This is a genomic window from Streptomyces sp. NPDC028305, from assembly GCF_055569495.1.
The window spans coordinates 1-13,557 of sequence record NZ_JBVHTN010000005.1; the positions used below are offsets into that span (position 1 = coordinate 1).

Genomic DNA, 13,557 nt, shown 5'->3' on the forward strand with positions numbered 1-13,557 from the left:
CGCCCGGTTACATTCCGAACCCGGAAGCTAAGCCTTTCAGCGCCGATGGTACTGCAGGGGGGACCCTGTGGGAGAGTAGGACGCCGCCGAACAATTTTTACAGAGAGAGCTCTGTCAGGAACTTTGTTTCCCGACAGAGCTCTCTTTTTGTTGCGCTGCGGGCCACTCGGTGTTCATGTTGCCTGGGCACGATGCCAGTCATGGGGACTCCTGCGGACGAGCTGTTGCAAGAGCTCACCAGGTCGGGCGTACGACCGGGTGACGAGGTGGTGGTGCCGTCGTACGGCACCGCCGAGGCCGCGGAAGCGGTGCTGCTGGCCGGGGCCCGGCCGGTGTTCGTGGACATCGAGGCCAATACCTTCTGCATAGACCCGGCCGCGGTCGCGGAGGCGCTCACGCCCCAGACCGTCGCCGTCATCGCGGTGCACACCTTCGGCCACCCCGCCGACATGGTTCGCCTCGGAGAACTCGGCAGGCGGCACGGTCTGGCCGTCATCGAGTACGGGGCGCGGCCCGAGCCGGCCTCGGAGATACTGCGACGGCAGGCGAACGCGGCTTATCTGGACGGGAAATTGCGCGGCGTGGTCATTCCGCGGGTGGCTCCGGGGGCCCAGCACACCTATCAGCAGTACGTGGTGCGTGTGCCGGGCAATGGCAGGCCGGACCGTGACGCCTTCGCCCGTACGCTGCGTTCCCGCGGTGTGGTGTGCCATGTCCCCGTACAGACGCCGGCTCATCGCACCGCGCGGTTCCGGCGGGACTTGTGGCTCGCGGAGACCGAGCGGGCCGCCGATGAATGTCTGGCGCTGCCCGTCGACGCGACAATGTCCCGGCGGGAGTTGCAGCGTGTGGTCTCCGCCTGCAATGCGCTCGGCGGGGTTCTCCAGGTGGCGGCTTAACCGTGGCCGTTGGGGCGGCGGTACGGAGCACCCTGATCTTCGGGGTATGATTTATTCCGTCGACGCGCCCCAATAGCTCAGTCGGCAGAGCGTCTCCATGGTAAGGAGAAGGTCTACGGTTCGATTCCGTATTGGGGCTCTCCATTTCACGGCACAAGGCCCTCGCCGATCGGCGGGGGCCTTAGTCATGTCTCGGATGATTTCTGAGGGTTGCTCAGGAGTCCTGCGGCTCGGGGACGCGCATGGCGAGGATCGCCATGTCGTCGGACGGCGGCTGGGCCGCGAAGCGCTCGACGGCGCGCAGCACTCGGGAGGCCACCGCGCCCGCCGTAAGACCCGTGCAGGTTGTCAGTACGTCGATGAGGCCGTCGTCGCCGAGCATCCGGCCGCCCTCGCGGCGCTCGGTCACGCCGTCGGTGACGCACAGCAGGACATCGCCCGGCGCGAGGGTGACGGTCTGCTCGTACAGTTCGAGGTCGTCCATCACGCCGAGCAGCGGCTGGGGCTCGGCCGCGGCCTCCACGGTGCCGTCCTGGCGGAGCCGCAGCGGCAGCGGATGGCCCGCGCAGACGACCTTCAGCAGGGCGCTGCCGTCCTCCTGGGGCCACAGCTCCCCGTAAAGGAGCGTCAGAAAGCGGCTGCGGGCGCCCTCGTCGAGGATGGCGGCGTTGAGGCGCTCCAGCACCGCCGGGCCGCCGAAGCCCTCGCGGGCGAGGAGGCGCAGGGCGTGCCGGGCGAGGCCGGTGACCGCGGCGGCCTCCGGGCCGGTGCCGCAGACGTCGCCGATGGCGAAGCCGTACGCGCCGTCGCTGATCGGGAAGAGGTCGTAGAAGTCTCCGCCGACCTCGTTGCCCTCGCCCGCCGCGCGGTAGATGACCTCGACCTCCACGCCGGAGACATCGGGCAGTTCGGGCGGCAGCAGGCTGCGCTGGAGGGACTGGCTGATGGCGGTGCGCTCGGAGTACAGCCGGGCGTTGTCGAGAGCGAGGGCCGCCCTGCGGGAGAGGTCTTCGGCGAGCTCCAGGTTCTCCTGGCGGAAGTGGCCGTCGGTGGACTTGCCGAGGGTGAGCATGCCGATGACGCGGTTGCGGGCGACCAGCGGCAGCACCACGGTCTCGCCGCCGACCGCCGAGGCGGTGGCGAGCGAGGCGCTGGGGCCCGAGGACGGGCGGGCGGCGTCGCCGAGGCTGAGGCCGCGCAGTGAGGTCCGCAGCGCCGCGGCGTGGGCGGCCTGGGAGGGGGCGGTCCACAGGCGGGCGCCGCCGGTGCGGACCTGCTCGGGCGGGTCGATCTTCGTCAGCAGGGCCTTGAGGCCGTCGATGCGCTCTTCGTCCTCGTGCAGGACGTAGGAGAGTTCGGGGTCGGAGGCGGGGTCGGCCACGGTGTAGACGGCGCACCAGTTGGCCAGCGTGGGCACGGTCATCTGGGCCATGAGGGCGAGCGTCTGGTCGCGGTCGAGGGTTCCGGCGAGCAGATCGGAGGCCTCGACGAGGAAGGAGAGGGAGTTGCGGCGCAGCCGCTCCAGCTCGGTGAGGCGGGCGCGTTCGACAGCGAGCGCGATGCGGTCGGCGGCGAACTGAAGCCGCAGTGCCTCCTCGTTGCTGTAGCGGGCGGGGGCCTCGGCGGCGACGCCGAGCGAGCCGGTGAGCCGGCCCTCGACCTTCAGCGGGACGGTGACGACCGAGCGCAGGCCGGTGTTGGCGAGGAGCGGGACGGCGCCGGGCACGACGGACAGATCCTCGTGGACGGCGGGCATCCGGGCGGAGCCGTAGCGGCCGGTGCCGGCCTCGACGGGGACGCGGGCGAAGCGCTGGCGTGCCGAGGTGAGCCCGGTGGAGGCGCGGACCTCCAGCTCGGTCTCGTCGTCGGTGGCGAGCAGCAGATAGGCGGCGTCTCCGTCGAGCATGTCGCGGGCGCGCTCGACGGTGCGCTGGAGCAGCCCGTCGAGGTCGTCGGGGGCGGGCGAGCCGAGGGAGACCTCGAAGGCGTCGGCGGCCGTGCCGCGCTCGGCCATGTCGGCGGCGTCGGGCCCGGGGCCGCGCTGCGGGCTCTGGAGCACCGCGCGCTCCCGCTCGCGCACCAGCAGGCAGACGGTGGACGGATCGCCGTCGGCGTCGCGGACGCGGAGGTGGGAGGCGTACACGGGGATGACGCGGCCGTCGGCGCCCCTGATGCCGTACGAGCCCTCCCAGCGGGAGAGCTGAAGGGCCTCGGCGACTCCGGTGCCGGTGCCGGGGGTGTGCGGCCAGGCCGCGAGGTCGGTGAGGGGCTTGCCGACGATCTGTTCCGGGGCGTAGCCGAACAGTTCCTGCGCGTCATCGTTCCAGGCGCTGATGACGCCGGTGCGGTCGATCTGGGTGACCGCGACGCGGATCCGGGTTTCGGTGACGGGCAGGGCGTCGGTGGGCAGGGCGGGGCCGGCCGAGCGGGTGCCGGCCGGGCGGTCCGGGAACTCGAGGTGGAACCAGACCTGCTTGTGGGTGGCCGTGTACTCGACGCCCCAGCGGGAGGCGAGCGCGGCGCACAGGAGCAGGCCGCGGCCGCCCTCGCGGTCGGGGTTGCCGATGGGGGAGCTGGTGGTCTGGAGCGGGAGTTCGCGCTCCGGGTAGCGGTCGGTGACCTCGATGCGGGCGCCGCCGTCGGCGCGGATGCACACGACGTCGGCGGTGGTGCCGGAGTGGACGACCGCGTTGGTGACCAACTCGCTGGTCAGGACGACGGCGTCATCGACGATGTCGGTGAGGCCCCATCCCTGGAGGGTGTCGCGGACAAAGGTACGGGCGGAGGCGACCGAGCGTCCCACCGGCTCGAAGGTGGCGGCTGCCCGCGCGGTGATCACAGGTCTCCTCATGCGTGTTGTCTCGGCGATCTGCTCACCCATGTCGCAGCGCCCCTCCGATGCCTGGCCGGATGCCAGGTTACTTACCTCGACCGCTTCCGCGAACGCCGGTGGGGGTTGATTCCACCCAGAGTGTGCTCTCGGGGGTGTGCGATGGTGCCGAACTGTTATGGCCTGGTTGGGACGGGGTGAAACACTGGGCAAGCTGGAAGAAGAACCCGACGAGGATGGTCGACCCTGCGGGAGGGACACGGTGGAGTCTGGCGCTGCGACGCGAGGCACGAGCACGCGCGCGAAAGGCGGACGGTCCCGGAGCAATGGGACGACTGAAGTGGACACGGCGGCCCTGCACCGCCTGCTGACGGCGATGACGGCCATGCGGGACGGGAACTTCCGCAAGCGTCTGACGGTCTCGGGCGATGGTGTGATGTCCGAGATCGCGGCGGTTTTCAACGAGGTCGCGGACCGAAATCTCCAGCTCACGGGCGAGCTGGCGCGGGTGCGGCGGGTGGTCGGGCGTGAGGGGAAGCTCACGGAGCGGCTGGAGATGGGGGCGTGCGAGGGCTCGTGGGCCGCGGCTATCGATGCCTCCAATGCGCTGGTGGACGATCTCGTGCGCCCCGTCTCCGAGGTCGGCCGGGTGCTGTCGGCGGTCGCCGAGGGCGACTTGGAGCAGCGGATGGATCTGCGCTCGCAGGGGGCGGACGGATCGGCGCATCCGCTGCGCGGGGAGTTCCTCAAGGTGGGCCGTACGGTCAACGGCCTGGTGGATCAGCTGTCCGCGTTCACCGACGAGGTGACGCGGGTGGCCAGCGAGGTGGGCACGGAGGGCAAGCTCGGCGGCCAGGCCCGGGTGCGCGGGATGTCCGGCTCGTGGAAGGACCTCACGGAGTCCGTCAACACGATGGCGTCCCGGCTCACCGCCCAGGTACGTGACATCGCTCTCGTGACCACGGCGGTGGCCAAGGGTGATCTGTCCCGGAAGGTCACGGTTCATGTGGCCGGGGAGATGCTCGAACTGAAGAACACCGTCAACACGATGGTGGATCAGCTCTCGTCCTTCGCCTCGGAGGTGACCCGGGTCGCTCGTGAGGTGGGCACCGAGGGCGAGCTGGGCGGTCAGGCGAAGGTCCCCGGCGTGGCGGGGGTGTGGAAGGACCTGACGGACTCGGTCAACCTGATGGCCGGGAACCTCACCGCCCAGGTGCGCGGGATCGCCCAGGTCACCACGGCGGTCGCCAATGGCGATCTGTCGCAGAAGGTGACGGTGAGCGCGCGCGGCGAGGTCGCCCAGCTCGCCGAGACGATCAACACCATGACCGAGACGCTGCGCACCTTCGCGGACGAGGTGACGCGGGTGGCCAGCGAGGTCGGGGCCGAGGGCCTGCTGGGCGGTCAGGCGCAGGTGCCGGGTGCGGCGGGCACGTGGAAGGATCTCACCGATTCGGTGAACACCGCGTTCCGTAACCTCACCGCGCAGGTGCGGGACATCGCGCAGGTGACGACGGCGGTGGCGAACGGCGATCTGTCGCAGAAGGTCACGGTCGATGTGGCCGGCGAGATGCTGGAGCTGAAGAACACCGTCAACACGATGGTGGACCAGCTCCAGTCCTTCGGCGTCGAGGTGACGCGGGTGGCGCGGGAGATCGGCGTCGAGGGTGAGCTGGGCGGTCAGGCGCAGGTGCCGGGTGTGGCGGGTACGTGGAAGGATCTCACCGATTCGGTGAACACCGCGTTCCGTAACCTCACCGGACAGGTGCGCAACATCGCAGAGGTGACGACGGCGGTCGCCAACGGCGACCTGTCGCAGAAGGTCACCGTGGACGTCTCCGGCGAGATGCTCCAGTTGAAGAACACCGTGAACACGATGGTGGATCAGCTGTCGTCCTTCGCCGACCAGGTCACGCGGATGGCCCGGGACGTGGGCACCGAGGGCCGGCTGGGCGGGCAGGCCCGGGTGGACGGCGTCAGCGGCACCTGGAAGGACCTGACAGACTCCGTCAACTCCATGGCGGGCAACCTGACATCGCAGGTGCGCGGGATCGCGCAGGTGACGACGGCGGTCGCGCGCGGCGATCTGTCGCAGAAGATCGAGGTCGACGCGCGGGGTGAGATCCTCGAACTGAAGAACACCATCAACACGATGGTCGATCAGCTCTCCGACTTCGCCGAGCAGGTGACCAGGGTCGCCCGCGAGGTGGGCACGGAGGGCCGGCTGGGCGGGCAGGCGCGGGTGCCCGGCGTCGCGGGCGTCTGGCGCGATCTGACCGACTCGGTGAACAGCATGGCGGGCAATCTGACCGCTCAGGTCCGCAGCATCGCGCAGGTCGCCACGGCGGTGGCGCGCGGTGACCTGTCGCAGAAGATCGAGGTGGACGCCCGCGGCGAGATCCTGGAGCTGAAGAACACCCTCAACACCATGGTCGACCAGCTGTCCTCCTTCGCCGAGGAGGTCACCAGGGTGGCCCGCGAGGTGGGCACGGAGGGCCAGTTGGGCGGGCAGGCCGAGGTGCAGGGGGTCTCCGGCACCTGGAAGGACCTCACCCAGTCCGTGAACGGCATGGCCGACAATCTGACCTCCCAGGTGCGCAGCATCGCCGAGGTGACCACGGCGGTCGCCAAGGGCGATCTGTCGAAGAAGATCACGGTCGACGCCAAGGGCGAGATCCTGGAGCTCGTCACGACCGTGAACACGATGGTGGACCAGCTGTCGTCGTTCGCCGAGCAGGTCACGCGGGTGGCCCGTGAGGTGGGTACGGAGGGCCAGCTGGGCGGGCAGGCGCGAGTGCCGGGCGTGACCGGCATCTGGAAGGACCTGAGCAACAACGTCAACCTGATGGCGAACAACCTCACCATTCAGGTGCGCAACATCTCCCAGGTCTCGGCCGCGGTCGCCAACGGCGATCTGACGAAGAAGGTGACGGTCGAGGCGCGCGGCGAGGTCGCGGCGCTCGCCGACACCGTCAACACGATGGTGACGACGCTGTCGTCCTTCGCGGACGAGGTCACCCGCGTGGCGCGCGAGGTGGGCACCGACGGCATCCTCGGCGGCCAGGCGCGGGTGCCCGGCGTCTCGGGGACGTGGAAGGACCTCACCGAGTCCGTGAACTCGATGGCGTCCAACCTGACCGGGCAGGTCCGCAACATCGCGATGGTCACCACGGCGATCGCCCAGGGTGACCTGACGAAGAAGATCGACATCGAGGCGCGGGGCGAGATCCTCGAGCTCAAGACGACCATCAACACGATGGTGGACCAGCTGTCGTCGTTCGCCGACCAGGTCACCCGGGTGGCCCGCGAGGTGGGCACCGAGGGGCAGTTGGGCGGCCAGGCGCGGGTGCGGGACGTGGCCGGCACCTGGAAGGACCTGACCGAGTCCGTGAACGAGATGGCGGGCAACCTGACCCGTCAGGTGCGCGCCATCGCCGAGGTCGCGACCGCGGTGACCCGCGGCGACCTCAACCTCAAGATCGATGTGGATGCCGCGGGCGAGATCCAGGTCCTCCAGGACCACATCAACACCATGATCGCCAACCTGCGCGAGACGACGCTCGCCAACGAGGAGCAGGACTGGCTCAAGGGCAACCTGGCCCGTATCTCCGGTCTGATGCAGGGGCGGCGCGACCTGGCGGACGTCGCCCGGCTGATCATGAGCGAGCTGACCCCGGTGGTCTCCGCGCAGCACGGCGCGTTCTTCCTGGCGGTGCCGACCGACGAGGGCGTGGAGGTCGGCGCCGACGGCGACGGGGACGCGTACGAGCTGCGGCTGATCGGCAGTTACGGCTACTCCAAGGGCACCATGCCGACGACCTTCCGGCCGGGCGACTCGCTCATCGGCACGGTCGCGGTCGAGAAGCGCACCGTGCTGATCGAGCGGGTGCCGCCGAACTATCTGAGGATCTCCTCGGGCCTCGGCGAGGCCGCCCCGGCGAATGTGATCGTGCTTCCGGTGCTGTTCGAGGGCCAGCTCCTCGGCGTGATCGAGCTGGCGTCCTTCCAGCCCTTCACCCAGATCCAGAAGGACTTCCTCAGCCAGATCGCCGAGATGATCGGCACCAGCGTCAACACCATCGCCGTCAACACCAAGACGGAGGTGCTGCTCATGCAGTCGCAGGAGCTCACCGAGCAGCTGCGCGAGCGGTCGGCCGAGCTGGAGAACCGGCAGAAGGCGCTCCAGGCCTCCAACGCGGAGCTGGAGGACAAGGCCGCACTGCTGGCCCGGCAGAACCGCGACATCGAGGTCAAGAACACCGAGATCGAAGAGGCCCGGCAGGTGCTGGAGGAGCGCGCCGAGCAGCTCGCCGTCTCGATGCGCTACAAGAGCGAGTTCCTGGCAAACATGTCGCACGAGCTGCGCACCCCGCTCAACTCCCTGCTGATCCTCGCCAAGCTGCTGGCCGACAACGCCGACGGCAATCTCTCGCCCAAGCAGGTGGAGTTCGCCGAGACCATCCACGGCGCGGGCTCGGACCTGCTTCAGCTGATCAACGACATCCTGGACCTGTCGAAGGTCGAGGCGGGCAAGATGGACGTCAGCCCGACGCGTATCGCCCTGATCCAGCTCGTCGACTATGTGGAGGCGACGTTCAGGCCGCTGACCGCGGAGAAGGGCCTGGACTTCTCCGTACGGGTCTCCCCGGAGCTGCCGGCGACGCTGCACACCGACGAGCAGCGGCTGTTGCAGGTGCTGCGCAACCTGCTGTCCAACGCGGTGAAGTTCACCGACACCGGGGCCGTGGAGCTGGTCATCAGGACGGCGGGCCCGGATGTGCCCGACGGCATCCGGGAGCAGCTCCTGGAGCACGGCGCGCTGCGCGACCCGGACGCCGAGATGATCGCGTTCTCGGTCACCGACACCGGTATCGGCATCGCGGCCAGCAAGATGCGGGTCATCTTCGAGGCGTTCAAGCAGGCCGACGGCACCACCAGCCGCAAGTACGGCGGCACCGGCCTCGGACTGTCCATCAGCCGGGAGATCGCCCGGCTGCTCGGCGGTGAGATCCACGCCGCCAGCGAGCCGGGCCGTGGCTCGACCTTCACGCTGTACCTGCCGCTCCACCCGAGCGGGCTGCCGCCCCAGGGCTACCCGCAGCTCGGCCCCGGCGGCGATGGCGCGCTCGCCCTGGAGGCCGTGCTGGACACCGGCGCGGAGGGGGCGGAGGAGCGCGCCCCGGAGGCGCGGGAGGCCATGCGGGACGTCTCGGCGGTCCACGCGGCGCACGCGGCCCATGCCGCTCATGCGGCGCAGCACCGGGCGCGCGGCGGCACGGGGAGCTTCCGGCGCCGTCAGCGGGCCGAGCAGGAGGCGATGGGCGGCGGGGTGCCGGTGAGTCGGCCGGGCCGCCGTCCGGTGGCGCGGCGGCCGGAGGCGCCCGAGCCCTGGCTGCTGGGTGGTCAGGACCTGGTCGCGCCGGAGCCGTCGGGCGGGTTCCACGGCGAGAAGGTGCTCATCGTCGACGACGACATCCGCAATGTGTTCGCGCTCACCAGCGTGCTGGAGCAGCACGGGCTCCAGGTGCTCTACGCCGAGAACGGCCGGGAGGGCATCGAGGTGTTGGAGCAGCACGACGACGTGGTGCTCGTCCTGATGGACATCATGATGCCGGAGATGGACGGTTACGCCACGACGGCCGCGATCCGCCGGATGCCCCAGTTCGCCGGGCTGCCGATCATCGCCCTCACCGCGAAGGCGATGAAGGGCGACCGGGAGAAGAGCATCGAGGCCGGTGCGTCGGATTATGTGACCAAGCCTGTCGACACGGATCATCTCCTCGCCGTTATGGAAGAGTGGATGGGCGCGGAGTGACCGGCGGGAACGGCGCCGCCACAGGGCTGCTGACTGAGTGTCGCCGAACACGTGTGGGAACTCGGTGTCCGGGGAACCTTCTGGTCTCTCGCCGCGTTTCTGCTACGTGCACAGTGACATCGCGGTGACAGGGTGTGGCGAACAGCGGGGTGCGGCTACCATGACCGGCACAAGGACGGGCGGCGCAAGGGAGTCGTCCCCCGGGGCGGCGCCCGGCGCCTCCCCGAGCTCTTTGAGCAGGGGAGGCCCCATGCCGGGGCGAGGAGGACGGGCCATGGTGCAGAAGGCCAAGATCCTCCTGGTCGATGATCGGCCGGAGAATCTGCTGGCGCTGGAGGCCATTCTCTCCGCGCTCGATCAGACACTGGTACGGGCATCGTCAGGGGAGGAAGCGCTCAAGGCGCTGCTGACGGACGACTTCGCGGTGATCCTGCTGGACGTCCAAATGCCGGGGATGGATGGCTTCGAGACCGCCGCGCACATCAAGCGGCGGGAGCGGACCCGCGACATCCCGATCATCTTTCTCACGGCGATCAATCACGGTCCGCACCACACCTTCCGCGGCTATGCCGCGGGCGCGGTCGACTACATCTCCAAGCCGTTCGACCCGTGGGTGCTGCGCGCGAAGGTCTCGGTGTTCGTCGACCTCTACATGAAGAACTGCCAGCTGAGGGAGCAGGCCTCGCTGTTGCGGCTCCAGTTGGAGGGCGGCCAGTCCGGCGGCGAGGACGCGAAGGAGTCGGCGGGGCTGCTGGCCGAGCTGTCCGCGCGGCTGGCCGCGGTGGAGGAGCAGGCCGAGGCGCTGTCGAAGCAGCTGGATGAGTCCGCGGACGCGGCCGCCGTGGCCACCGCCGCCCATCTGGAGCGCAAGCTGACCGGGCTGCGGCGGGCGCTGGACGCGCTGGAGCCCGGCGCGGGCGGTGGGGCGGGCCAGCTGCCGCCGCAGGGCTGAGCGGCCCATCCGTCCCGCGCCCCGGGGTTTGTGACGTCCCGTCGCCCTGACGCGCTGTCACCGCGCACCCGCCGCCCGCCACGGCCGCCGGGGCGGTCACCGGTGTGGCCTGGGTGACGCCTGGCCCCGCGGTATGCGTGCTCCGTACGGCGGACGCGGGTAATCTCGCCTCCATGGCCTCTCGTACGTCCGGCAAGGGTTCCCAGAGCACGGCGGGCACCTCGAAGAAGCGCGCCGGGCAGTCCGGGGGCGCAGCCAAGAAGGCACCCGCGAAGAAGGCGGCTGCCAAGAAGGCGCCCGCCAAGAAGTCCGCCGCGCCCGCGAAGAAGGCCGCGCCGAAGAAGGCCGCCGCCAAGGCCGCGCCGCCCAAGCCGGCGCCGAACCCCACCAGTGGGGTGTTCCGCGCGGCGCGCGCCGTCTGGATGGGCCTGGCGCGTGGCCTCGCGGCGCTGTTCGGTGGCATACGGCGCGGCGCGAAGGGGCTGGACCCGGCCCACCGCAAGGACGGCAGCGCGCTGCTGTTGTTCGCCCTGGCCCTGATCGTCGCGGTCGGCACCTGGTCCAATCTCCAGGGGCCGGTCGGTGACCTGGTCGAGGTGCTGGTCACCGGCGCGTTCGGGCGGCTCGACCTGGTCGTGCCGATACTGCTGGGCGCCATCGCGGTCCGCCTGATCCTCCACCCCGAGAAGCCGGAGGCGAACGGACGGATCGTCATCGGGCTGTCCGCTCTGGTGATCGGCATCCTCGGCCAGGTCCACATCGCCTGCGGGGCGCCGGGGCGCGGCCAGGGCACCCAGGCGATCCAGGACGCGGGCGGCCTCATCGGGTGGGCCGCGTCCCGGCCGCTGATCGTCGCGATGGGCGAGGTGCTGGCCGTACCGCTGCTGGTGCTGCTCACCGTCTTCGGGCTGCTGGTGGTGACCGCGACGCCCGTCGCCGCCATCCCGCAGCGGCTGCGCCTGCTCGCCTCCAAACTCGGCCTGGTGCGGGAGCGTCCCGCCGGCTACCCGGCCGACGACGACGGCTACGCGGCCTACGAGGCCTACGAGTGGGACGACGCCGGGGAGTACGCCGAGGAATGGCGCGAGACGCCCGCCAGACGGCCTCGGCGGGCCTCGCTGGACAAGGGGGGCCCGCAGGGCGCGGGCGACCCGGAGCGGGCCGAGGAGGAGGCGCTGCGCAAGCGCCGCCGTCCGCGCCGCGCGCCGTCCGCGCAGCCGCCGCTCGACCGCCCGATGGACGCCGTGGATGTCGCGGCCGCGGCGGCCGCGGCCCTGGACGGGGCGGTGCTGCACGGCGTCCAGCCCTCACCGCTGGTCGCCGGGCTCAGCAACGGGATCTCCACCGACCGGGGCGCCGACTCCGACACGGGCGGGGTCCCGGGGGCGCGCGACTCCGGGCAGCCCGGCGCACCGGGCGCCCCGGCGGGGAAGCGGAAGCGGTCCGGTCGGGCGGAGGGTGCCGGTGAGGAGCGGGCGGCCGTCGTCCCCGACCTGACCCGGCCCGCGCCCGAGCACTCCGAGCCGCTGCCGCCGCGCGCCGAGCAGCTCCAGCTCTCCGGCGACATCACCTATGCCCTGCCCTCGCTGGAGCTGCTGGAGCGCGGCGGCCCCGGCAAGACCCGCAGCCCGGCCAACGACGCGGTGGTGGCCTCGCTGTCGAACGTCTTCTCCGAGTTCAAGGTGGACGCGTCCGTCACCGGCTTCACCCGCGGCCCGACGGTCACCCGCTACGAGGTGGAGCTGGGCCCGGCCGTGAAGGTCGAGCGGATCACGGCGCTGACCAAGAACATCGCCTACGCGGTCGCCAGCCCCGACGTGCGGATCATCAGCCCGATCCCCGGCAAGTCCGCGGTCGGCATCGAGATCCCCAACAGCGACCGCGAGATGGTCCGGCTGGGGGACGTGCTGCGCTCGGCCGAGGCCTCCGGCGACGACCACCCGATGATCGTCGCGCTCGGCAAGGACGTCGAGGGCGGCTATGTCTCGCACAACCTGGCGGCCATGCCCCATGTGCTGGTGGCCGGCGCCACCGGCTCCGGAAAGTCGTCCTGCATCAACTGTCTGATCACCTCGGTCATGGCGCGCGCCACCCCGGACGACGTGCGGATGGTGCTGGTCGACCCCAAGCGCGTGGAGCTGACCGCGTACGAGGGCATCCCGCACCTGATCACGCCGATCATCACCAACCCCAAGCGCGCCGCCGAGGCCCTCCAGTGGGTCGTACGGGAGATGGACCTGCGCTACGACGACCTCGCGGCGTTCGGCTTCCGGCACCTGGACGACTTCAACGCGGCGGTCCGCGCCGGCAAGGTGAAGCTGCCCGAGGGGAGCGAGCGCGAGCTCAAGCCCTACCCGTATCTGCTGGTGATCGTCGACGAGCTCGCTGACCTGATGATGGTGGCGCCCCGGGACGTCGAGGACTCGATCGTCCGTATCACCCAGCTGGCCCGCGCTGCGGGCATCCATCTGGTGCTGGCCACCCAGCGGCCCTCCGTGGACGTCGTCACCGGCCTGATCAAGGCGAACGTGCCCTCACGGCTCGCCTTCGCCACCTCCTCGCTGGCCGACAGCCGGGTGATCCTGGACCAGGCCGGGGCCGAGAAGCTGATCGGCAAGGGCGACAGCCTGTTCCTGCCGATGGGCGCGAGCAAGCCGGTCCGGATGCAGGGCGCCTTCGTCACGGAGGAGGAGGTCGCCGCCGTCGTCGAGCACTGCAAGGCTCAGATGGCGCCCGTCTTCCGCGAGGACGTCACCGTCGGGACGGCGCAGAAGAAGGAGATCGACGAGGAGATCGGCGATGACCTGGATCTGCTGTGCCAGGCCGCTGAGCTGGTCGTTTCCACACAGTTCGGGTCGACGTCGATGCTCCAGCGCAAGCTGCGGGTGGGTTTCGCCAAGGCGGGGCGGCTGATGGACCTCATGGAGTCGCGGGGGGTCGTCGGCCCGAGCGAGGGTTCCAAGGCGCGCGATGTGCTGGTCAAACCGGATGAATTGGATGGAGTGCTCGCGGTGATCCGCGGGGAGGCTCACCCATAAGGAATCGGAGGGCAACCGTTTCC

5 protein-coding genes, 1 tRNA gene and 1 rRNA gene are annotated in these 13,557 nt (G+C 70.5%); 6 read left to right on the forward strand and 1 reads right to left on the reverse strand.

Translation table 11 applies throughout. The features are described from left to right. From rrf to ACZ4WQ_RS21060, 3 genes are all read left to right on the forward strand, one after another. Positions 1-92, forward strand: a 5S ribosomal RNA gene (rrf, locus tag ACZ4WQ_RS21050); the annotation flags it as partial. Positions 93-200: 108 nt separating this feature from the next. Further along, positions 201-899 carry a DegT/DnrJ/EryC1/StrS family aminotransferase gene (locus ACZ4WQ_RS21055; protein ID WP_311723844.1) on the forward strand — a complete coding sequence of 233 codons (699 nt, stop codon included), beginning with the start codon at positions 201-203 and terminating at the stop codon, positions 897-899. Positions 900-965: 66 nt separating this feature from the next. Beyond that, positions 966-1,038, forward strand: a tRNA-Thr gene (locus tag ACZ4WQ_RS21060). Between the two features lie 75 nt (positions 1,039-1,113). Here the strand turns inward: ACZ4WQ_RS21060 and ACZ4WQ_RS21065 are convergent. After that, positions 1,114-3,738: a SpoIIE family protein phosphatase gene (locus tag ACZ4WQ_RS21065; protein ID WP_311723892.1), complete on the reverse strand. Its 2,625-nt coding sequence runs from the start codon at positions 3,736-3,738 to the stop codon at positions 1,114-1,116. 253 nt (positions 3,739-3,991) lie between these two features. Here ACZ4WQ_RS21065 and ACZ4WQ_RS21070 point away from each other — a divergent pair, with 253 nt between their 5' ends. The 3 genes from ACZ4WQ_RS21070 to ACZ4WQ_RS21080 all read left to right on the forward strand — a co-directional run bounded on the left by ACZ4WQ_RS21070 (position 3,992) and on the right by ACZ4WQ_RS21080 (position 13,534). Beyond that, positions 3,992-9,544 (forward strand): HAMP domain-containing protein, encoded by a 5,553-nt coding sequence (locus ACZ4WQ_RS21070; protein ID WP_311723843.1) that lies wholly within the window; start codon positions 3,992-3,994, stop codon positions 9,542-9,544. Positions 9,545-9,818: 274 nt separating this feature from the next. Then, positions 9,819-10,496 carry a response regulator gene (locus ACZ4WQ_RS21075; RefSeq protein ID WP_311723842.1) on the forward strand — a complete coding sequence of 226 codons (678 nt, stop codon included), beginning with the start codon at positions 9,819-9,821 and terminating at the stop codon, positions 10,494-10,496. A gap of 173 nt (positions 10,497-10,669) precedes the next feature. Further along, the gene (locus ACZ4WQ_RS21080; RefSeq protein ID WP_398373662.1) at positions 10,670-13,534 is read left to right on the forward strand and encodes a DNA translocase FtsK; all 2,865 of its coding nucleotides are present in this window, start codon (positions 10,670-10,672) and stop codon (positions 13,532-13,534) included. The last annotated feature ends 23 nt before the right edge of the window (positions 13,535-13,557 follow it).